At 62.3% G+C, this 21,634-nt stretch carries 19 protein-coding genes; 3 read left to right on the top strand and 16 right to left on the bottom strand.

What is annotated here, in order from left to right; genetic code table 11:
- The first annotated feature begins 4 nt into the window (after positions 1-4).
- Complete coding sequence (cysG, locus tag ANTHELSMS3_RS02860) at positions 5-1,393, top strand: siroheme synthase CysG (protein ID WP_094033558.1); 1,389 nt, start codon at positions 5-7, stop codon at positions 1,391-1,393.
- Positions 1,394-1,472: 79 nt separating this feature from the next.
- On the opposite strand, the gene ANTHELSMS3_RS02855 is transcribed toward cysG, so the two are convergent.
- From ANTHELSMS3_RS02855 to ANTHELSMS3_RS02805, 11 genes are all read right to left on the bottom strand, one after another.
- Positions 1,473-2,504, bottom strand: a complete 1,032-nt coding sequence (locus tag ANTHELSMS3_RS02855) for an extracellular solute-binding protein (protein WP_094033557.1) — start codon at positions 2,502-2,504, stop codon at positions 1,473-1,475.
- A 20-nt stretch (positions 2,505-2,524) separates the two neighbouring features.
- Positions 2,525-3,334 carry an ABC transporter permease gene (locus ANTHELSMS3_RS02850; protein ID WP_094033556.1) on the bottom strand — a complete coding sequence of 270 codons (810 nt, stop codon included), beginning with the start codon at positions 3,332-3,334 and terminating at the stop codon, positions 2,525-2,527.
- A 1-nt stretch (position 3,335) separates the two neighbouring features.
- Complete coding sequence (locus tag ANTHELSMS3_RS02845) at positions 3,336-4,256, bottom strand: ABC transporter permease (RefSeq protein ID WP_094033555.1); 921 nt, start codon at positions 4,254-4,256, stop codon at positions 3,336-3,338.
- Entirely contained in the window at positions 4,256-5,347 is a 1,092-nt protein-coding gene (locus ANTHELSMS3_RS02840) for an ABC transporter ATP-binding protein (protein ID WP_094036892.1), read from the bottom strand. Before ANTHELSMS3_RS02840 ends, ANTHELSMS3_RS02845 begins: the two co-directional genes overlap by 1 nt.
- Positions 5,348-5,546: 199 nt before the next feature.
- Positions 5,547-6,677, bottom strand: coding sequence for an acetylornithine deacetylase (gene argE, locus ANTHELSMS3_RS02835; protein ID WP_094033554.1), 1,131 nt, complete (start codon positions 6,675-6,677; stop codon positions 5,547-5,549).
- The gene (locus ANTHELSMS3_RS02830) at positions 6,674-8,008 is read right to left on the bottom strand and encodes a pyridoxal phosphate-dependent decarboxylase family protein (RefSeq protein ID WP_094033553.1); all 1,335 of its coding nucleotides are present in this window, start codon (positions 8,006-8,008) and stop codon (positions 6,674-6,676) included. The genes argE and ANTHELSMS3_RS02830 overlap by 4 nt, the downstream gene beginning before the upstream one ends.
- Complete coding sequence (locus ANTHELSMS3_RS02825; RefSeq protein ID WP_094036891.1) at positions 8,005-10,074, bottom strand: oxidoreductase; 2,070 nt, start codon at positions 10,072-10,074, stop codon at positions 8,005-8,007. Before ANTHELSMS3_RS02825 ends, ANTHELSMS3_RS02830 begins: the two co-directional genes overlap by 4 nt.
- Positions 10,075-10,166: 92 nt before the next feature.
- A complete protein-coding gene (locus ANTHELSMS3_RS02820; RefSeq protein WP_094033552.1) occupies positions 10,167-11,102 on the bottom strand; it encodes a LysR family transcriptional regulator in 936 nt (311 codons plus the stop codon).
- A gap of 69 nt (positions 11,103-11,171) precedes the next feature.
- Positions 11,172-11,846, bottom strand: a complete 675-nt coding sequence (locus tag ANTHELSMS3_RS02815; protein WP_094033551.1) for a DUF1028 domain-containing protein — start codon at positions 11,844-11,846, stop codon at positions 11,172-11,174.
- Positions 11,847-11,894: 48 nt separating this feature from the next.
- The gene (locus ANTHELSMS3_RS02810) at positions 11,895-12,311 is read right to left on the bottom strand and encodes a RidA family protein (protein ID WP_094033550.1); all 417 of its coding nucleotides are present in this window, start codon (positions 12,309-12,311) and stop codon (positions 11,895-11,897) included.
- A gap of 1 nt (position 12,312) precedes the next feature.
- Positions 12,313-13,476, bottom strand: coding sequence for an aromatic ring-hydroxylating oxygenase subunit alpha (locus tag ANTHELSMS3_RS02805; RefSeq protein WP_094033549.1), 1,164 nt, complete (start codon positions 13,474-13,476; stop codon positions 12,313-12,315).
- A 208-nt stretch (positions 13,477-13,684) separates the two neighbouring features.
- Between ANTHELSMS3_RS02805 and ANTHELSMS3_RS02800 the strand changes: the two genes are divergently transcribed.
- A complete protein-coding gene (locus ANTHELSMS3_RS02800) occupies positions 13,685-14,950 on the top strand; it encodes a flavin-containing monooxygenase (protein ID WP_094036890.1) in 1,266 nt (421 codons plus the stop codon).
- 6 nt (positions 14,951-14,956) lie between these two features.
- On the top strand, positions 14,957-15,727 hold the full coding sequence (locus ANTHELSMS3_RS02795; protein WP_094033548.1) for a carbon-nitrogen hydrolase family protein: 771 nt from the start codon (positions 14,957-14,959) through the stop codon (positions 15,725-15,727).
- 143 nt (positions 15,728-15,870) lie between these two features.
- Here ANTHELSMS3_RS02795 and ANTHELSMS3_RS02790 read toward each other — a convergent pair whose 3' ends face one another.
- Genes ANTHELSMS3_RS02790 through ANTHELSMS3_RS02770 form a run of 5 tightly spaced genes read right to left on the bottom strand, consistent with a single transcriptional unit; the run spans position 15,871 to position 21,634 of the window.
- Positions 15,871-17,190 (bottom strand): hypothetical protein, encoded by a 1,320-nt coding sequence (locus tag ANTHELSMS3_RS02790; protein ID WP_094033547.1) that lies wholly within the window; start codon positions 17,188-17,190, stop codon positions 15,871-15,873.
- A gap of 9 nt (positions 17,191-17,199) precedes the next feature.
- The gene (locus ANTHELSMS3_RS02785; RefSeq protein ID WP_094033546.1) at positions 17,200-17,874 is read right to left on the bottom strand and encodes an ATP-binding cassette domain-containing protein; all 675 of its coding nucleotides are present in this window, start codon (positions 17,872-17,874) and stop codon (positions 17,200-17,202) included.
- Entirely contained in the window at positions 17,871-18,668 is a 798-nt protein-coding gene (locus tag ANTHELSMS3_RS02780; RefSeq protein ID WP_094033545.1) for an ABC transporter permease, read from the bottom strand. The genes ANTHELSMS3_RS02785 and ANTHELSMS3_RS02780 overlap by 4 nt, the downstream gene beginning before the upstream one ends.
- Positions 18,668-19,681, bottom strand: coding sequence for an SDR family NAD(P)-dependent oxidoreductase (locus ANTHELSMS3_RS02775; protein WP_094033544.1), 1,014 nt, complete (start codon positions 19,679-19,681; stop codon positions 18,668-18,670). Before ANTHELSMS3_RS02775 ends, ANTHELSMS3_RS02780 begins: the two co-directional genes overlap by 1 nt.
- Positions 19,682-21,634, bottom strand: a complete 1,953-nt coding sequence (locus tag ANTHELSMS3_RS02770; RefSeq protein WP_094033543.1) for a glycosyltransferase — start codon at positions 21,632-21,634, stop codon at positions 19,682-19,684. It abuts the gene before it with no gap.

Genomic DNA, 21,634 nt, shown 5'->3' with positions numbered 1-21,634 from the left:
AGCCATGAAAAGCTTTCCGATGTTCATTCGTACTTCGGGCCGCCGCGTCGTGATCGTGGGCGGGGGCGAGCAGGCGGCGCAGAAAACCCGGCTGATCCTCAAGACCGATGCAGAGATCGTTTTGGTGTCGCCCGATCTGGACGCGGAATTGCAGGCGCTGGTGGCAGAGGGGCGGGCGCGTCATGTCCCGCGCCTGACCGCTGAGGTGTTCGATGGCGCGGCGATGGGGTTCATCGCAACCGGCTGTCCGGGTCTGGACGCGGCGGTGCACGGGTTGGCGCAGGCGGTGCGCTGCCCGGTGAATGTGGTGGACCGACCCGACCTGTGCGACCTGACCACCCCGGCGCTGGTGGACCGCGACCCGGTTGTGATCGCCATCGGCAGTGAGGGCACCGCGCCTGTGCTGACACGCGAAATCAAGACGCGGCTGGAGGAAAGCCTGCCGCCGAACCTTGGTGGGCTGGCGGCTTTGGCGGGGCGCTTGCGCCCGGTGGTTGAGGCGCGTGTGCCGCGCGACCAGCGCCGCCCTTTCTGGGCCTGGGTGTTCAAGGGCGGGCCGCGCGGCACATGGACTCGCGGCAACGAACGCGAGGCGGCTCAAGAAATCAAGGCAGCCATCGCGGCGGGTGGTGCGCCGCAGACCAAGACCAAAGGGCACGTCTCGCTTGTCGGGGCGGGGCCGGGTGCGCGAGACCTGCTGACCCTGCGGGCGGTCGAGCGCATGCAAGAGGCCGACGTGATCTTTTACGACCGGTTGGTCGATGCCGACGTGCTGGAACTGGCGCGCCGCGATGCCGAGCGGGTCTACGTGGGCAAGGTGGTTGGCGCGCATGCATGGCCGCAGGACCGCATCAACGCGGTGATCGTGGCCGAGGCGCGCAGGGGTCGCCGTGTGGTGCGGCTGAAATCCGGCGATCCGGGTGTCTTTGGCCGCGTGGGTGAGGAGCTGACCGCAATCCGGGCGGCGGGCATTGACGTGGACGTTGTACCGGGCATCACAGCTGCCTCTGCTGCGGCCGCCGCTATGGGGGAGACGCTGACCGAACGCGGAGTATCCGATACGCTGATCTTGACGACGGGAATGGCGCAGGCGGGCGCGGCATTGCCCGATAGCACACGCCTCGCCTCACCGGGGACGACATCGGTGTTTTACATGTCGGTGGGGCAAGCGGGGCGGATTCGCGATGATCTGCTGGCGCGGGGCCTGTCGCCGAAAACGCGCATTCGTTTGGGCGTCGACGTCTCCAAACCCACCCAACAGTTGCTGGACTGCCCGCTTGACGCGCTGGAACAGACGTTGCGCGCGGCGGACTGTCAGGGCTGCGCGGTTATCATGGTGACATGGCCCGCGCGGACGCTTGGGGCCATGTCAGATGAGGCGCGTGTCGCCTGAACCTAGGACAGGTGGCGTTGCCGTCAAACGCAAGGAGAAGCGCATTGCGCTCCTCCAGTCGTTTCATAGGTACAAGTGATCACTTTTTCAGGTTGGTCCAGATCTGGTCATAGACCTCTTGCGTGGCCTGATCGCAGACCTGAATGAACACGCCTTCCCCGGCAGTTGCAGGCGGGTTGGACTCGGGCTGCGTTGCCAGAGCGGGATCAAGGAACGGCGTTACCCCGTCCACGCCCGACACATAACGCGCATAGTTGGTGACGGCGGCTATGTTTTCCGGCTCCAGCAGGAAATCCATGAATTTCAGCGCGTTGTCACGGTTCGGCGCGTCCTTGAGCAGCACGACATTGTCCATCCAGACGATATAGCCCTGCGTCGGAAAGGCGTATTCGGTGTTGGCCCCTTCCTCACGCGCCTTGGCGGCGAAGCCGTCATAGATCTGGCCGACGGCAGCGTCGCCCGACACCAGCACCTCTTTCGCGGTGTCCGAGTTGAACGAGGCCCAGTGCGTCTTGGCCTCTTGCAGCATGGCGTTCAGCGCCTTGAGTTGATCGCGGTCGGTCGAACACTGCGGGATGCCCATGTGCAGCGCGGCCATGGCCATGACCTCACCCTGACTGTCCAGCATGTTGATCTTGCCCGACAGTTCGGCGGGCGGGTTGAACAGGATGTCGGTGGTGTTGATGTCGCCGTCATAAACGTCGCGGTTCACGGCGAATGAGGTTGATCCCCACTGGTACGGGATCGAATGCGCGCGGCCCGGATCAAAGGACGGGTCGGCCCATTGCGGCAGGATGTTGCCCTTGTTGGCCAGTTCGCCGTCCTTGATGGTGTCCAGCAGGGCCTCACCGGCCATGATCTGTACCATGTAGTCGCCCGGAACGGCCACGTCATAGGTGCCGATGGCCCCAGCCTTGAGCGAGGCAAGCAGCGCCTCATTGCTGTCATAGGTGTCCATGACCACCTCGACGTCATGTTCCTCTGCGAACTTGTCCAGCACCTCCTGCGGGATGTATTCGAACCAGTGATAGACCACCAGTTTGCCCTCGGCTGCCGCCATGCCAGCGGTCAGCGCCAGCGCCGCCACGGTTGTCGTCATCAGTTTTTTCATTGTCGTTCCCCTCTGTTGGATCATTTTGTCTTGTCTTTGCGGCTGATCAGCCATGACAGGGTGACCATCACCACCGACACGCCCAAGAGCATGGTGGAAATGGCCATGATGTTGGGCTTGATGCCCTGTTTGACCGCGCCAAAGATCGCTGTGGGCAGGGTCTCGATCCCCGCGCCTTTGACGAAATTGGTGATGATGAAATCATCCAGCGACACGATAAAGGCCAGTATGAAACCTGACACAATCCCCGGCGCCATCAGCGGCAGCAGAATGCGGGTGAATGCCTGCCTGCGGGTGGCATACAGATCCATCGCGGCCTGTTCATAGGTCGCCTCGATCCCCTGCATCCGGGCCGCGATGGGCAGATAGGCAAAGGGGATGCAAAAGGCGATATGCGCCAAGAGGATCGTCAGCAGCCCCCGGTCAAAGCCGATGGCGTTGAAAAAGATCAGCGTCGCCACGGCGGTCACGATCTCCGGCACCATCAGCGGCAGTGAGATCAGGCCAAACGACACCATGCGAAGTTTGTATTTGCCTGCCCGCAGGATGGCCGTGGCGGACAGTGTGGCGATGGCGGTGGCGACGCTAGCCGCGATGATTGCGATGATGAAACTGTTTCGCGCCGCCAGCTTGAACTTGCCGCTTTCCGGGCCGGTAAAGACATCCGCGTACCAGCGCAGGCTGACGCCTTCCCAATTCGTGATCGAGGGCGAGGAATTAAAGCTGTAGACCGTCACCACCACCAGTGGCGCATAGAGGATCACAAGGCAAAGGATCGTAATGGCGCGAAAGCCGGGGTAGACGCGGAGGTCGTATTTGCGCGCAGCCATGTCAGCCCTCCGCCTTGCTTTGTTGCCGGGCGAGGACGAGCAGGATGATCAGCACCAGCGTCAACAGGATCATCGACGCCGCTGCGCCAAAGGGCCAGTTGCCGGCGTTGCCCTTGAACTGTTCCTCAATCAGCGACCCGATCATGAAATTCTTGGCCCCGCCCAGCAGGTCGGGGGCAAGGAACGATCCCATGGAGGGCACAAACACAAGGATACAGCCCGCCACGATCCCCGGTTTCACCGACGGCAGCAGGATGCGTCGCAGCACCGTCCAGCGGGGGGCGTAAAGGTCCGAGGCCGCCTCGGAGAGGGTAAAGTTATAGCGTTCCACGGCGGCGTAGATCGGCAGCACCATGAATGGCAGGTAGGAATAGAACAGCCCCAGTTGCACGGCAACGTTGGTGTTCACGATGGACAGCGGCTCGCTGATGATGCCGATGCCCAGCAGCGCCTCATTCAAGGGCCCTTGGTCGCGCAGCAGGAATTTCATCGACACGGTGCGGATCAAAAGGTTGACCCAATAGGGGATGGTGACGAGGAACAGCCAGAACGTGCGCTGGGCGGCGGGCCGCGTGGCGATGAAATAGGCGGTGGGAAAGCCGATCACGAGGCTGAGGATCGTCGCCGCCCCGGCCTGCCAGATAGAACGCCAGAAGATCTGGATATAGGTCCATTCGATCCGTGGCGGGTCATCCCCGAACAGGCCGCGATCGAAGAAGAACTGGTCGTAGGCGGCAAGGCTGAACTCCCAGATCACGCCGCCGCGAAATTCCTTGGTCAGGAAGGAATAGATCAGCATCATCGTGACCGGGGCGAGGACGAGAATGCCCAAGCTCACCCATGCGGGCAGCAACAGCCAGCCGCGTGCCGGGGCATAGGTATCACTGGTCGATGATCCGCCCGTGGCGGCACCGCCTGCCATCAGTCTATCAGGAGGCGCGCGGCCCCCTGCTCCATGTTGACGAAGACCTCTGTGCCTGGATCAAAGGTGCGCCTGTCGCCCCGGCTGGAATTGGGCGCGCGGACACGAAATTCCGGTCCGTCAGCAAGGTCCAGAATGGTCGAGATGTCGGTGCCGGAAAAGATGTTCTCGCGCACGCGGCCCTTCAGGCTGTCGCCCTGTGTGGGGTCAGCGGACAGGGTCAGCCGTTCGGGGCGCAGCGACATGTGGACCTTTGCGCCCTGCCCGATGCCCTCGACCGCGTCGCAGGTCAGACGGTTACCGCCGCCCAGATGGCAGGCAGCCTGACCATCGGTCACGGTATCGACCGTGACCTCCAGCAGGTTAGTCTCGCCGATGAAATCCGCGACAAACATGTTTCGGGGACGGTCATAGATCTCACGCGCGTCGCCCAGTTGCTGCACCTCACCGGCGGACATGACGGCGATCCGGTCGGACATGGTCAGCGCCTCTTCCTGATCATGGGTGACAAAGATAAAGGTGATGCCGGTGTCGCGTTGCAGGTGCTTCAGCTCAATCTGCATCGCCTTGCGCAGCTTGAGGTCCAGCGCGCTCAGCGGTTCGTCCAGCAGCAGCACCTTGGGGCGCGGTGCCAGCGCGCGGGCAAGGGCCACACGTTGTTGCTGACCGCCCGACAGTTGCGATGGCTTGCGCGCCGCGAATTGCGACAGTTGCACCATTTCCAGCACCTCGCCCGCGCGGGCGCGGGCCTCTGACTTGGTACTGCCCAGCATTTCAAGGCCGAAACCGACGTTGTCCAGCACGGTCATATGCGGAAACAGGGCGTAGTTCTGGAACACCGTGTTGATCGGGCGCTTGTGCGGCGGCAGGGTTACGATGTCGTCGCCGAACAGGTGGATCGCGCCCTCGGTCACGTCCTCAAACCCGGCGATCATCCGCAAGAGCGTGGTCTTGCCACATCCAGAGGGGCCAAGCAGGGTAAAGAACTCATTGTCCCGGATCGATAACGACACGCGTTTGAGAGCGGTGAAATCGCCGTACCGTTTGACCGCGTTTTGCACGTCGATCGCATTGGATGTTTCTGTTGCCACGCGCGCCCCGCCTTTGGTCCGATTGCTGGCAGGAGCATAGAAAGGCCGTCCGAAGGTCAGAAGCAACGACTGCCTCAGCGGTCATTAGCCTTAGCCTAAGACGCGCCGAAAAACGGGTTTTCCTGCCGCCGCCCGTATGGTTGCACAAAAAGATGCCGCAGACGCATGATTTTTGAGCGACATTGAATTCCTCGCAAGGTCAGCCGAGATGGTCGAGCACCGAGTCGAGCATCGAGTCGCAGGCGTCCAGCTGCGAATGCAGCAGGTATTCGTCCGGTTTGTGGCCCTGCGCCTCCATGTCGCCGGGCCCGCAGACAACGGTGGGGATGCCAAGGGCGTCAAAGAAACCGGCCTCTGTCCCAAAGGCGACCTTGGTCAGCGTCTGGTTGCGGGCAAGGCGCTGGACAAGGCGCGTGACCTCAGCGTCGGCGGGGGTGTCCAGACCGGGGTAGGCGGTGACCTGCTCCAGCGTAATCGCCGCGCCGTGGGTGGTGGCGATGTCGTCGGCAAGGGCGCGGATGCGCGCCATCAGGCTGTCTGGGGCGTCGGCGGCAAGGTGGCGGAACTCAAACAACAGCTCGGCCCGGTCGGGGACGATGTTCAGCGCGGTGCCGCCTGACAGTTTGCCCACATGCACAGTGCTGTAGGGGATCGCATAGCTGTCGTCCTGTGCGCCATGCGTTGCCAGATCGTCTTGCAGCGCCCGCAACCCGGCCACCAGATCCGCGGCAAGGTGCAGCGCGTTGGTGAAACGTGGCGCAAGCGCGGAATGCCCGGCCTCGCCGTGGCAGATGGCGCGGATCGCGCTTTTGCCCTTGTGACCCACGGCGACCTGCATCGAGGTCGGCTCTCCCACAATACAGGCGCGGGGCAGGCCGATGGCGGAGGGCAAAGCGTCGATCATCTTGGCGATGCCGACACAGCCGATTTCCTCATCGTATGAGATCGCCAGTTTCAGTGGTTCGCGCAACTCCCGCCGCGCTGCCTTGTCGGCGCAGGCCAGCATTGCGGCCAGAAACCCCTTCATGTCGGTTGTACCGCGTCCGTACAGGCGGTCGCCTTCGATGGTCAGGCGGAACGGGTCGCGGGTCCAGGTCTGGCCCTCGACCGGGACCACATCGGTGTGGGCCGACAACAGGATTCCTGCGCCCGTCGGTCCGATGCTTGCGAACAGCCCGGCCTTGTCCTGCTCGGGGTCAGGCACCCGGGTGACGGCAAAGCCGCGTGATTTCAGGAAGTCCTCGACATAGGCGATCAGCGGCAGGTTCGACCGGGCGCTGACCGTGTCGAATCCGACAAGTCGGTCGAGAATCTCAAGGCTTGACGTCATGGCATCAGCGTTTTCAGCGTTTCCAACACGGCATCAGGGTCGGTCTGCGGGTTCACGATACACAGGCGGAACACCATCTCGCCGCGCCAACGTGTCGGCAAACACAGCAGCGCACCGGATCGGCGATGCCCCTCGGCCCATGCTATCATGGCGTCCTCGGACATGTCCTTGGGACGGAACAGGATCACCGTCAGTTGTGGGCCAAGCAGCAGGTCCAACCCTTCTATGGCCGCGATCCCCTGTGCAATCTCCTCTGCCACCTCACGCGTGGCGGCGATAGCTTGCGTGTAGGCGCGGGTGCCATGTGTGGCTAGTGCGTACCACAACGGCAGGCCGCGCGCCCGCCGCGTCAGGTGCAGGGCGTAGTCGGAGGGGTTCCAGTGGGTCTTGTCCACGGTGTCCAGATAGACCGCCTGCTGCCCATGCGCCGCCGCACCGTGACCTGCATCGCGATAGATCAGCGCGCAGCTGTCATAGGGCGCAAACAGCCACTTGTGCGGGTCGACGATCAGGCTGTCGGCCTTCTCTATGCCTTCGAACGCGGGCCGTATGACCGGATCGGCCAGCGCCGCGCCACCATAGGCCCCGTCGACATGTAACCACAGTCCATGCGCCGCTGCCAAATCCGCCAGACCGGCGATGTCATCGACCGCGCCGCAGTTTGTCGCGCCGCCGTTGGCGACGATGGCAAAGACGTGGTCGTCCAAGTGGGCCTTTGCTGCCTCCCCGGACATGCGCCCCAAGGCATCCGCAGGCACAAGGATCACCTCGACATCCATGATCCGCGCGACGGCGGCGATGGAACTGTGCGCCTCGGACGAACAGAGGATGGCGCGGCGGTCGCGGCGTCCGTGGATGCGGCGATGCCATTCGCGTGCCGCGTGCAGGGCCGACAGGTTGCCCAGCGTTCCGCCCGCCACAAACACGCCGCCCGCGCTGTCCCCCCAGCTGGCAAGATCGGCAATCCAGCGCAGCGCCTGATTTTCCGCATGGATCGCGCCCGCGCCGCCGTCCCAATTGCCCGCAAAAATGCCAGCCGCGCCAAGGGCCGCGTCGAAACTCAGCGCCGCGCGGCTAGGGGCGGATGCGACAAAGGACAGGCTGGTGGGATGTCCGAAAGGCCGGGTCGAGGGCACGATGGTATTGGTGAACAGGTCAAAGGCAGCGTCACCCCCAATGCCGTCTGCGGTGATCGACCCGCCGAGGATCGGCTCTAGCGCAGCAAAGGCCTGCGCGCCATGTTTCGGGTCTGGCCCGTCGGCGATGCGACGGGCGGTCCACTCAAGGATCTGATCCGTCGCGGCGGGGTCAAAGGGAAACGGGTCTTTCATTCTGCCGCCAACTCTGTGATTTCGCGGCGGAAGGGCAGCGCATCGCCGATGTCTTCGCCGTCCAACTCACGCGCATAGCGGTGGCCTGCGTAGGTGGCCCAGGCGATGGGCCCGGGGGCCTCGGCGTCGCCGATGATTTTGACCGATTTGATGCCCGCGTCGGCCCAATCACCCTGCCGCGCCAAAAGGTCGGTATAAAGCGCGTTGCTTTCCAGCTTGGAGGTGGCCACGACAACCGCGTCACAGCCAATTTCCGTCAGGCGATCCGTGTAGGTGCAGTTGGTCACGACATGCCCCTTGCCGATCGCGGTGACGCCCCGGTTCAACACAATCTCAACCCCCATTTCGGCCAGCCGCCGGTGGATCGTGTGCTGTTCCAGCGTGTTCACCGTCCAGTCAGAAAGATAGGCAGAGGGCGTGACGATGGTCACCTCACATCCCTCCCGCCGCAACAGTTCGGCCAGAACGCCGCCCATGTAATAGTGATCGTCGTCATAGATCACCACATGGCCAGAGGGGCGTTGCCCGTCCATGATGTCGTCGGGTGTGTAGATCGGGGTGGCTGCATCCATCGGGAAGGGCACCACATGCTGACGGCCGACCCCGTCGCGCCGCCACTTTGCGCCTGTGGCGATACAGATGTTCTCAAACCCGAACTCAAGGATGCTGTCGGCGTCCAGCGCGCTGTCGAAATAGGTCTGCACGTTGGGTTTCTGGCGGATTTGGTACTCGCGGTAGTCCGCAACGCGCCCCCACGCGGACAGGCCTGGCAACAGACGTTCGCGCGCAACGCGCCCGCCGACCGCTGTACCCGCTTCTGCCAGCGCGACGTCATAGCCGCGTTCAGCCAAGGCGCGCGTCGCCTCCAGCCCCGCAGGACCGGCACCGACCACCAGCACCGACTGGCTGTCGCCCTTTGCGTTCATCCGTTCCGGGTGCCAACCCTTGCGCCATTCCTCCATGAAGGTGGGGTTCTGGGTACAACGGCTGATCGACATGGTCATATCGCCGGTGATGCAGATGTTGCATCCGATGCATTCGCGGATGTCCTCGATCCGGCCCTCTTCGATCTTTTTCGGCAAGAATGGATCGGCAATCGAGGGCCGCGCACAGCCGATGGCGTCCAGCGTGCCGCTGCGGATCATCTTGGCCATCACGTCCGGAGAGGTAAATCGCCCGACACCGACCACCGGCTTGTCCGACAACTCGCGGATGCCGCGCACCAGCGCCTCTTGCGCGCCTTCCTCCTTGAAGCGCGACGGGCCGGAACAATCCTCCCACGTTCCATGCGCCAGATCCCAAAGGTCCGGCAGATCCTTGTTCATCTCCACAAATTCGCGCACCTCGGTGTTGGAAAAGCCAAGATCGCCGATGGTCTCATCCAAGGACACACGCAGGGTGATCCCCATCGTATCACCCACCGCATCGCGCATGTCGGCGATCACCTCGCGGGCAAAGCGTGAGCGGTTTTCCAACGACCCGCCGTATTCATCGTCACGCATGTTGGTCGCGCGCGACAGGAAATGCTGGAAGATGCCAAATCCATGTGCGCCATAAAGACAGATCAGGTCAAACCCGCCGGTCTTGGCCCGCTTCGCCGCATTCACGAACCAGCGGCGCAAGTCCTTGATCTCATCCTTTGACAAGGCGCGGGCCTGCATCGGGTCGTTGGTAAAGGTGCGGATGGGTCCGGGGGACACCGCACGCGGCACCTCCTTGGTGTACAGGTTCGGCCCGTTGATGCCGGAATAGGCCAACTGAATGCCCGCCAGCGCGCCATGTTCCTTCATATTGTCCGCCATCTTGGCCAGCATGGGGATGTCTTTATCCTCCCACAGGCGCAGCTCGATAAATGGCGTGATTTCAGAGGTGTGGTGCATTTCACACTGCTCGGTGAACACCACACCCCAGCCGCCCTGCGACTTGACCCCGCGCATGGCCGCCGCCGCCGACGGATCGCGATAGCCGCCACCGTTGCAGTGCGGCACCTGGTAAAAACGGTTTTTTGCAGTGACGGGGCCGATGGTTAGCGGCTCGAACAGGATGTCGTAACGGGGATCGCGCAAGGTCTGCTCCATGATGTTTGGGGGCAGGATAGCCATGCGGGCCTGCCCCGAAAGATTGCCCTGCGAAAGCATGGCTTAGGCAGGCGCTAAGGTCAGACCATCGGTTCACCGCCAATGCGGGAAAGCCGTCCGCTGCGGACCAGTTCGATGCCATATTCGATGAAGGCGCGCACCGCGTTGGACCGGTCAGCGTCCTGCGCGGTCAGGAACCCCATGCGCAGGGACCGCACGTTACCGGTGATCGGCACACAGCGCACCGGGTTGCCATCCGGGGAAATGTCACTCAGGGGTCGCACATTGGCGATGGAATAGCCAAAGTCATTGGCAACAAGGCTGCGCATCACCGCCATGTCGCGGGTGCGTTCGGCGATGACGGGCTTGCCGCCCGCCTTGTCGAAGAAGGACAAAAAGTAATCGGCGCTGAGCGGCAGGTCCAACAGGACCATCGGATGATCTTTCAATTCCTCGATGGTGACCGCGTCGCGGTCCGCCAAAGGATGCCCGGTGCCCATCAGGGCAATGGGCGGCAGGCGCACGAGGCTGGTGAATTGCAGATCGGCGGGCAGGTCCAGATCGTAGGTCAAGGCCAGATCGACTTCGGACCGGCGCAGCGCGCTGAACAATTCCACCTGGTTGAGTTCGGCCTGCCGCAGGCGCACCTCCGGGAATTGCGCCTCAAACCCGCGCCGGAGACCGGGCAGCACCAGTTGCGCAAACGTCAGCAGGCAGCCGATGGCCAGCGGCCCGCGCACCTTGCCGGCAATATCCCCGGCGATATCGGTCAGGGCCGAGGCTTCGCGCAGGACCAGCCGCGCCTGTTCCATCATCTGCCGCCCGCCTTGGGTCAGCGACAACCCCTGTGCATGCTGGCGCACAAACAGCGGCAGGCCGAATTCCTGCTCCAATTGGGTGATCGCGGCAGAGATCGACGGCGATGAGACATTGATCCGCTCGGACGCGCGGGCAATGCTGCCCGCCTCGCCGACGGCAACGAAATACTCCAATTGCCGGAGGGTGTACCTCAGCATTCTGTTTCCTTGAACGATTGGGTCGCTCAAGCTTTGTCCCTGATACTCGGGGCGCGCAAGGGGCAGGGGCTATTCGTCGCCCGGAACGCCGTAGGATGGCGCTTCGCGCGGGTCTAGGGCGCGCTGAATATAGGCATCCAGTTGCGGCTTGTAGATATCCCACGCGGTGGCAACGGCCTCGATCGGGCACTCCTCGGTCCAGTCAATGCGCAGGTCGGCGACCGGCCAGCTGACCTTGTCCACCATCAACATTCCCGCCGAATGCACCGGCCCGGCCTCGCCACCCGCCGCCAGCCCGGCGCGCATTGCGGCAATCAGACGGTCGCCCAGATGGCCCTGCGCGCCCTCGAACGCCGCCACGATGGCCGCGGGCACGCCGTCATTGGCCAGCATGTTGCCGCCAGAGGCCACATCGCGCCCCTGCGCTTGGGTCCAGATCCCCAAGGAGTTCGGCCCCGAATGGATTGCCGTTTGTCCCTGCGTGTCGACCGCCAGCACCTGCCGGTATTCGATGAATTTGCCGCGACGCTGTACCTCGGCCACCGCCTCTGCCGCGTTCATCCCGCCCTGCATCAGGTCCAGCGCCAGCGGGCCCAGCGTTGGGTCGGTGACATTCTGTGAGGCCACGGCCCCAACTCCCGCCCGCGCATAGGCGCACCGCGCCGCCACTGCAGGGGAAGAGGATGAAATCGCCAGCCCAAACATGCCGGTGTCCGCGCAGCGCGCGACAAGCGAAAAGGTCATGGCGCGTCCTCGTGTTTCTTCTCTGTGAAAATACCCAAATCTTTGCTCTCAATCCGGGATGACGGCTGTGGCGTCGATCTCGACCAGCCACTCGGGGCGGGCAAGCGCCTGCACGACCAAACCGGTGGACACCGGGTGTACGCCTTTGATGTATTCGCCCATCGTCCGGTATACCGCCTCGCGGTGACGCACGTCGGTGATGTAGACCACCACCTTGACCAGATGCTCCATCGTGCCGCCCGCCTCTTCGATCAGCTGGCGGATGTTTTGCATCACCTTGTGGGTTTGCTCGACGGGGTCGTGACTGTCGAGGTTTTTGGCGGTGTCCAGATCCTGCGGGCATTGCCCACGCATCCAGACCGTGCTGCCGCCCCGCGTCACGACCGCCTGACACAGATCGTTGTCCAGATTCTGTTCGGGATAGGTATCGCTGGTGTTGAAGGTGCGGATGCGGGTGTGGGCCATGTTAATCTCCAGCGGCGTCTTGATCGGCGCGCTTGGAGGCGTCGATCCGGGACATGAGGTATTGCGCAAAATCATAGTTGGGGCGTTCGAGATGGCTGAGGTGCCCCGGTTCGGCGAGGGCGGAACACAGGCCGCGATAGACCTTTTCGGTACAGCCGCGGTCCTCGACATTGACGTCATCCAGAAGGATCTTGAGCGCGGTAAAGTTGTCCTGCGCATCCGGATCATCGGCGTAATCGTCCGACATACCGCCACCAAAGCGGATGTGGACCTGCCCCGGTCCCTTGGGATGCAGCGACAGATACCAGAAATATCCCGGCGTCAGCGTGATCATCAGGCTGGGGTAGATCGCCAGCAGGAATGTCGTGCGCCGTTCATCGCCCTTCAGTCGGTCATTCGACGGATGCGCCATGGCGATGCGCAGTTTATCGTCCTTGAGGATCGTGTGATAGTTGAAGGCGTCGCGCCCCGGTGGGCAGATCATGTCCTCCAGCCGCGATAGCCCGCCGATTGTGCCCGCGTGGCAGACCGGCAGGTGATAGCTTTCCATAAAGTTTTCGGCCAGCACCTTCCAGTTGGTGTCCCAGACGTGTTCTTCGTAGAACGCCTCTGTGTAGTTGGTCATGTCGTAGCCAGCGACCATTGCCTCGACCTCGGCCAGTTTTTCGGCCACCGGCGCGGCGTCAGCGTCGAGCGAGACAAAGACCCAGCCCAGCCATTCCTCACACCGCACGGGGGGCAGGGCGTAGGCGTCTTTGCAGAACCCCTCGTTCAGGGTCATTGCGGGCGCGCCGCGTAGCTTGCCATCCAGATTGTAGGTCCAGGCGTGGTAAGGGCAGACAATAGACCGCGTGTTGCCACGCCCCTGCAACAGCGTCGACATGCGGTGCAGGCAGACGTTGCTGAGCGCACGCAGTGTGCCTTCGCGATCGCGAAGGACCACGATGGGCTGACCGGCCAGTTCGCAGGTGACGTAATCGCCGGGGTTTTTCAGCGCGTCGGCCCGCCCGATGCAGTACCAATCCTTGCGGAAGACATGTGCCAATTCTTCGTCAACAAAGGCCTGCGTCGTGTAGACATCGACGGGCATGGCGCGGGCGCGCTCAAACGGGACAGAGGTGTTCTGACGCAGGGCTTCGACAGGGTCGATCTGGTCTTTGGCCATTGGATAGGCTCCCTAGCGGAAAGGACGGGTACGCCAAAGATGCGGCACTCATGGGCAATTGAAAAGGAATGCTGTGTCTTATCGGTGGTTAGTGTCGCCCTAAGCGGGATTAGCCTTCCCGAAAGCAAGGCTTCATGATTGCCTAGTTTCGATGCATTGCCGCCCGCGCCTAGGTTTCGTGGCAACAATGGAACAAGGGGCCAAAGGCATGGAATGCACGGATACGGTGGTGGTTGGTGGCGGACAGGCCGGCATCGCGATGAGCGAACACCTGAGCCAACAGGGCATTCCACATATCGTGCTGGAGCGGGATCGGATCGCTGAACGCTGGCGCACGGGGCGCTGGGATTCGCTGGTGGCCAATGGTCCGGCGTGGCACGACCGTTTTCCGAATCGCGAGTTTTCCTGCGACGTCGATGCCTTTCCCGACAAGGAAAGCGTGGCGGATTACTTTGTCGCCTATGCGGAACAGATCGGCGCCCCGGTCCGCACGGGCGTCGAGGTGCGTGAGGTTGTGCCACTGGAGGGGCGCGCGGGTTTCCGTGTGACAACCTCTGACGGACTGATTGAGGCGCGGCATGTGGTGGCCGCAACTGGCCCGTTCCAGCGTCCGGCGATCCCGCCCGTTGTGCCGCAGGATGCCGCGCCGTTGCAGATGCATTCCAACGCCTACCGCAATCCTGATCAATTGCCGGAGGGCGCTGTTCTGGTCGTGGGTGGTGGGTCATCCGGTGTGCAAATCGCCGAGGAACTGATGAACGCGGGGCGCACGGTGTACCTGTCGATGGGTCCGCACGACCGCCCGCCGCGTCGTTATCGTGGGCGAGACAATGTCTGGTGGTTGGGCGTTCTGGGCAAGTGGAACGCGGATTCGCCGGGGCCGGGGACGGAACATGTGACCATCGCGGTCAGCGGCGCCGAGGGCGGAAAAACGGTCGATTTCCGTAAACTGGCCAACCGCGGCATGACCCTGTTGGGCATGACGGCAGGGTACGACGCGGGCAAGATCACCTTTGCCCCGGACCTGAAAGAGAACCTCGATAAAGGCGATGCCAACTATTTGTCGGTGCTGGATGAGGCGGACGCCTATATAGCGCGGCACGGATTGGACCTGCCCGAAGAACCTGAGGCTAGGGAGATTCCCGACGATCCGGACTGTGTGGCAAACCCCATTCTGGAACTGGATCTGGCAGCGGCCGGGGTAGGCACGATCCTATGGGCGACGGGTTATGCGTTCGACTTCAGCTGGATCAAGGCGGATACGTTTGACGCCCGGGGCGCGCCAATCCATCAACGCGGTGTGGCGCAGGAGCATGGGTTGTATTTTGTCGGTCTACCTTGGCAATCGCGGCGTGGGTCGTCTTTTATCTGGGGCGTTTGGCATGATGCCAAGTTCATTGCCGACCAGATCGCGATTCAGCGCAGCTATGCGGCCTATGAGGGCACGGCCCGACGGGTGACAGAGGATGCGTGACGCGGGATGAAGCTGGCAATTTATCAGGGTGCGCCCACGGACGGCGATGAGGCGGGGGCCTTTGCCCGGATCGAGCGGTGTCTTGCCGCGGCCGCTGCGATGGGGGCCGAATCTGTCGTGTTTCCAGAATTGTTTCTGCCCGGTTACAACCGCCCCGACCTGCATTCTGCCCGCGCGCAAGCACAGGGCGGCGCGTGGGAAATGCGTCTGTCAGACCTCTGCCGTGCGGCGGATTGCGGGTTGGTCATTGGCTGGGCAGAGCGTGAAGGCGGGGCGGTTTACAATGCCGCGAGTTGCTTTGACCGCTCGGGTCACAAGCTGGCTCACTACCGCAAGGTGCAGTTGTTTGGCCCGATGGAACAGTCAGTCTTTCAGACGGGGGATTCCTATTGCCTGTTCGATCTTGGCGGACGTCGCGCTGCTTTGCTGATCTGCTATGATGTCGAATTCGCCCATCACGTCCGGGCGCTGGCGGACCAAGGGGCCGAGGTGATCCTTGTCCCGACGGCCAACCCAGCCGGGTTTGAGAACGTCTCTGACCTGTTGGTCCCTGCGCGCGCGATGGAAATGGCGGTGACGGTGGCCTATGCCAACTATCACGGCGCAGAGGCGGGCCTTGCCTTTGGCGGGCGGTCTGTAATTGCCGGACCGGATGGCAATATCCTTGCCAAGGCAGGGGGCGGAGAGGCGCTGTTGATTGTCGACCTTGCGGCGGTATCGGCGATTGAGGCGGGCGCGCTGAGCACCCAGCGACAGGACAAGCGCGATTTGCCGTGACGTGTTGTCCGTTTTGGGCAGGCCAAACCTTTAGTTGGAAGTTTGGCGCGAGCGGGTGACCAGATACTCCCGTCCGGTCTGTATCCGGAGCCAGTTGCGACTCGACCTGTATAGCCGTCGAGTCTGGGTCGAGATCCAGACCGTCAGGACCGCCCGCTGCGCAAAGTGACAACCGCGCCAAACAACGCCAGACAGACGATCAGGGTAAACGCCAGCGTCGCCGGGATGCGCGGGTACAGCGCGGCCTGCGCCGTACTGGGCGGCACCACCACCTGAAAGATGCTGCGGTTCAGCGCCGCTTCTCTGTTTGCCTCGGCCTGTGTGGCAATCGCCGATCGGACCGCCTCGCGGGCCAGTTCCAGGTTCAAAGCCGCGCGTTCGTATTCCATCAGCATGTTGTTCAGCGGCGTCGGTGAGATGCCATCCGGGGACACCAGTTGCGCGCGCTCCTTGTCAATCTGCGCCGAGATATGCGCCGCCAGTGCGATCAGCTTTTCGGTCTGGCGGTTGTCGCCGACCCCGGCGATCTGCGCCTTCTGGATGTCATTGTCGATCCGGTAAGCCTCATCCTCAAGTTCCTTGATACGGGCATATATATTCTCCACCCGGTTCTTGGGGTCGACGTCTTGATATTTCATCTGCAAAGCGACGAGGGCCGTTTGCGCATCCTGAACTTGCGTTTCGGCCACATTGCGCATGTCGGCGGCGTGGGATTGGCGTTTGTCGAACAGCATCTGACCCAACCGAGATACCTGCGACTCTGCGTTCCGCAGGACGGCCTCGGACACCAGAATGGCCTGTTCATGGCTGTCGGCCCGCACAAACAGCGTCAGCAGGCCGCTTTGCACATCGACCGAAGATTCGACGAAACGATCGAACTGCATCCGCTTGCTAACGGACAGGACCGGGATCGTGCGCAGGCGGCGGATCGGGTCGATGGCCTCGCCGCTCAATTCCGTAACGAGGCCGATTTCTTCTTCTAGTGAGTCCATCAGTGCCTGACTGTTGATATAGGTGTCCGCGCGGAACACCTCTTGCAGGTTGCTGGGTTTCTCCAGCCCCCCCAGCAGGCCCGCCTGTACGCCGGACCCTGAATTGCCGGTCTTGGTGATCGCAATGACAGAGCGCGCCTCATACAAAGGCGTGGCCACAAACATCAGATAGGCCGCGACCAACAGAACGGGCAGAATGACGATGGATCCGAACAACAGCCAGTTTTGCGGGTCTTTCAAACGGCGCTGTGGCTGTGCGGCTTCTGGGAGCTTTGGGGCATCATCCGCAGGAACGGATTGCAGAAACACCATCGCAGGCGATTTCGGCTCTTCTACCGCGGCGGGGGCTGTCGGCGTTTTGGCAATGGGGGGCGGTTGCTGACGTGCCGCCGCATCCGCTGCCGCGATGGCCGCGCGCTTGTCTTTCCAAGCGGCTATTCCTGCGTCGTCTTTTGCTGCCGGGTTCGACATGTCACACCCTCAAATAAGCTCGGATTGGTTGGACTTCTGCAGGTCCAGCGCGTCTTGCGCCACGTTCAGATCATCGCAGGGCACAAGGCGTTTGTTGATCAACACATAGAACCGATCACAGTACTGTTTGAGCTGCCGCACATTCCGCGACAGAAAGACCAACCCGCCCTCGGATAGGCGCTGTGTCAGAACCGCGTCGCATCTCTTGCGCTGGAACGGCTCACCCACCGTGATCACCTCATCGGCGATCCACATGGCCGGACCGGGGACAGAAACCGCGCAGGCATAGGCAACGATCGCGCGTTGGGTCGGGGTCAGATCCTGCATCATCTTGCCGGCCACACCGGGGATGCCGCAAAACGCGTCGCAAAACTCGACGGTGGCGTCGGTCGGCATGCCGACCAGACGTTCAAAGATATGGAGGTTGTCGCGCACGCTGAGCGCGGGATGCAGGAACCCGGCGAACCCGATGGGCCAACTGACGCGCCCCTCACGCTGTACCGATCCCCGGTCCGGCTGGTCGATCCCCGACAGCAGCCGGGCAAGTGAGGATTTGCCGGTGCCCGGCGAGGCAAGGATGCCCACCCGTTCGCCCCGGTGAAAGGTGGCGGTGGCCTTTGTCACAATCGGATCACGCCGAAAGAAGCCGGGCTTCAGGATGCTGACCTGATCAAGCGCAATCATAGCCGCCCCCGCATGATGCGCCGGGTGTTGGCAAAGCGTTCCAGCGGCAGAGAGATCAGAAAGAACCCGGCTGCGACAACGATAGGATACCACGCGTTGGCGAAATGAGAGGTGAAGCCAAGGAAATAGCCCTCTCGCAGGATTTCGGTCACATGCAGGAACGGGCTGTACCACAGGATGTCGCGCACCGGGCCGGGCAGTTCGGCAGCGGTGTAAAAGATCCCCGACAGCCAAAAGAACGGGCGCAGGACCAAAGGCACGGACCGCGCAAAAGTATCGCTGATCTGCGCGCCGATGGCCACAAAGCGACCGACCCCACAGCCCAACAGCCATGTGATCGCCAGCGCATACAGCACCGACGGCAGGGCGTGGGGCAGGGGCGTGCCAAAGAGAATGGTCACGGTGCCGAAGATCAGCAGCGCCGAAACGATCAGGTTAAGCCCTTCGAGCAGCATCGAAGACCACAGGATGTCATCCGTCGACACGGTCGCGAAATAGCGCATGTAGCGATGCGCGCTCAGCACCCGGCTAAGGGCCGTGACGGTTTGGCGAAAGGCGACATAAGGCAGGATGCCGGTGGCCACAAAGATCGCTAGTCCCGCGTCGATGGGCGGCGTGCGTTCCAGATAGACAAACAGCCCGACAATCAGGGCGATCCAGACGGCGGGCGTGATGTAGGCCCAGAGATAACCAAAGGTGCCGCCCGCGAAACGGGTTTTCCGTTCGCGGTTCAGCAGGACCATGATCCTGCCAAAGGTGCCCGGAGGCGTGATATGCGGCGCGGCGACTGTCATTACACTTGATAGTAGTCCCGATACCAGTTGACGAAGTTGCGGATGCCTTCGGCCACCGGCGTGTTGGGGCGGAACCCCGTCAAAGCCTCCAGCAGATCAGTGTTGGCCCATGTGGCCGGAACATCGCCCATCTGCATGTCCATCAAGTTCTTGGGGATCTCCATGCCCAGCGTCTTTTCCAGCTCTGTTATGAACTCCATCAGCGGAACGGACGCGCCATTGCCGATGTTCATGGTGCGGAAGGGGGCCACGAGGCTGAGGCTGTCGCCGGGAATGGGCGTGGCGCGGTCGTCCACCTGCGGCGGAGGTGTGTCGATCAGCAGGCGGATGGCGTGAACCAAATCGTCGACATAGGTAAAGTCGCGCGCCATCTTGCCGTGATTGTAGACGTCGATCGCCTCACCGGCGAGCGCGGCGCGGACGAATTTGAACAGCGCCAGATCGGGGCGGCCATAGGTGCCGTAGACGGTAAAGAACCGGAACATCGTCGTGGGGATGTGCCACAGATGCGCATAGGAATGCGCCATCGACTCATTCGCCTTTTTGGTCGCGGCATACAGCGTCAGGGGCAGATCGGTCTTTTGCGTCTCCTCAAACGGCATTTGCGTGTTGCCGCCATAGACCGAAGAGGTTGACGCCATCAGAAGGTGATCCACCTTGGCCTCTCGCGCCGCCTCCATCAGGTTGAAGGTGCCGGTCAGGTTGGAGTCGATATAGGCCCGCGGGTTTTCTAGGCTGTAGCGCACGCCCGCCTGTGCGGCGAGATGCACGATCACATCTGGCCGCGCCTCAGCCACGGTCTTGGCCAGCAGGTCGTTGTCTTCCAGCATACCGATCTGTGCGCGGAACTTGGGGTTTTCCTCTAGGATCGCGTGGCGGGTCTTTTTTAGCTCAACGTCATAGTAGTCCGTCAAACCATCATAGCCGACAACGTCAAAGCCTTCATCCAAAAGGTGTTTTGCAAGATGAAAGCCGATGAACCCTGCGGTTCCAGTGACGAAGATGGTTGCCATTCAGTATGCCTGCTCGATTGTCTCGATTGTATTGAAAAGGTCGGTTGTCCTGTTCAGGATCGTTTCGACCGAAAAGCGATCAACGGAATGGGCCATCGCGGTGGCACCCAAACGTGCCAGCTGCTCTGGATCCGCCAAAAGGGTGGCCAGTGCCGTGTCCAGTTCCTGTTCGGGGATGGCGTCCGCGTCTGACAGGATGATGCCAGTGAGGCCGTGTTCCACCACTTCGTCGGTGCCGCCGGCTGGGGTCGCAAGAACGGGTGTCCCGACAAGTTGGCTTTCGATCAGGACGTTGGGCAGGCCTTCCATCTGGGCAAGGTGCATCAGCAGATCCGCCCGGTGCATGTAAAAGCCGACGTTGCTGCGGATGCCCACCGCAAAGATGCGGTGCGACAGGCCCAGTTCGTCGATCAACGCGCGCGTCTCTGGCAGCAGCGCCCCGTCTCCCAGCATCACAAAGCGGGTGTCATCGTGCCGGGCCAGATAGCGGGCGGCGGTCTCGACCCACTGGAGAGGGCGCTTGTTGCTATCGAACCGGAACACGCCCAGCACGGTTTTGATGCAAGTTTCTGTTTGGCTGAGGATGTCGGACCAGAGCGCCGTGTCGGTCGCGTCGCCGTCTGACGTCATGACATTGACGGCATTCGGGATCACCTGAACCGTTCCGGGCGCAAGGTCCAGCCAGTCCTCATAGGCGGCGGCCGCCCTTTGGCTGTTGGCGGTCAGCGTGACATGCGGCATTCGCGCAAGCGCGCTATAGAGCACCGGCAGTTCATCGCGGTAAAAGGTCGGGCGCAGGTTGGGCGGCAGCCCTCGGAATGATGTGACGATGCGCGGTACGCCAGCCAAAACAGCGGCAATAGCCGACTGCACGATCCCGCCGTCCTGCCACAGATAGGCGACATCAGTCTGATGTGCGCGGAAATGGCCGAGCAATTGGCAGGTGTGCCGATGCACGTCAGGGGCCAGCAGGTCGATCAACTCTGCCAGTTCGGCGGATATGCCACCCAACTCGGCGGTCTGGATCTGCCGTTCCTCGGCCAAGACCCGGACCGGCACGCCGGCCTCGGCCATCATCGGGCGATAGAAATCGGCCCCCGTGGCCGGGTTGGTGTGTTTGACCCAAACTTCGGGAGATGGGCTGTTGGCTTTGGTGCTGCGTTCCTTGAAGGCGCAGGCAATGCGCGTCATCTGACGCTCGGCCCCGCCAGTGCCCAATTGTCCGCTGAAGAAGACGATTTTCGGCGCACACGCCATTTGGCGCGGCGACGGCGACCGCGCAAAGATCTCATTGATCACCGTCGCAGAGTGCGACAGGTTGTATTTGGCCATCATGCCTGCTTTGTGCTCAACTGTGGCGAGCATTTCTTGAGATGCTCTGCCCATACGTTCGCGGGCATATACGCCTTTGGCAACCGCTGCAGCATCGATATATCGCGACTGTTCCAAAAGTGCCTTGATATAGTCCATCCGCAGGGACCGATCCTGCGGGTGCAGGACGGACAGGGTGGCCCAAAGCTGATCAAGCTCATCCCACGCCTTGAGTTCGGCAAGACCGGGCAGGGCAATCCGTGCCTGTGACAGGGTGCGCCAGCAATCCGGGTAGAGACGCGCGATATGGTCGACGCCATCCGCAACCCGCCCGTCCCGGCGATACCACCGCATCAGCATCCGCAGGGCCAGCCCATCCTCCGGGTAGCGGCCCTGAAGTTGATCCCAAAGGGACCGCATGTCGCGCTCTGTGCCAGTCTTTTCCAACAAGAGACCACAGGCCACAGCGATGTTTCTGTCCGTGCGGTAGTCTCTCAGAACCGGCTCCAGCCGTTTGAGGATGTCCGCCGCCATTTCTGACCGCTTTATGTTTCTCGACAGGTCGAAAATCTCTTGCGACACACCATCGGGCAGCGGCAAGCCGCTACTGGTCAGGGTGATCTGTTCCGCAAGCGACACCAT

The organism is Antarctobacter heliothermus (assembly GCF_002237555.1).
GTDB lineage: Bacteria > Pseudomonadota > Alphaproteobacteria > Rhodobacterales > Rhodobacteraceae > Antarctobacter > Antarctobacter heliothermus_B.
This window is presented reverse-complemented; position numbering and strand designations above follow the sequence as displayed.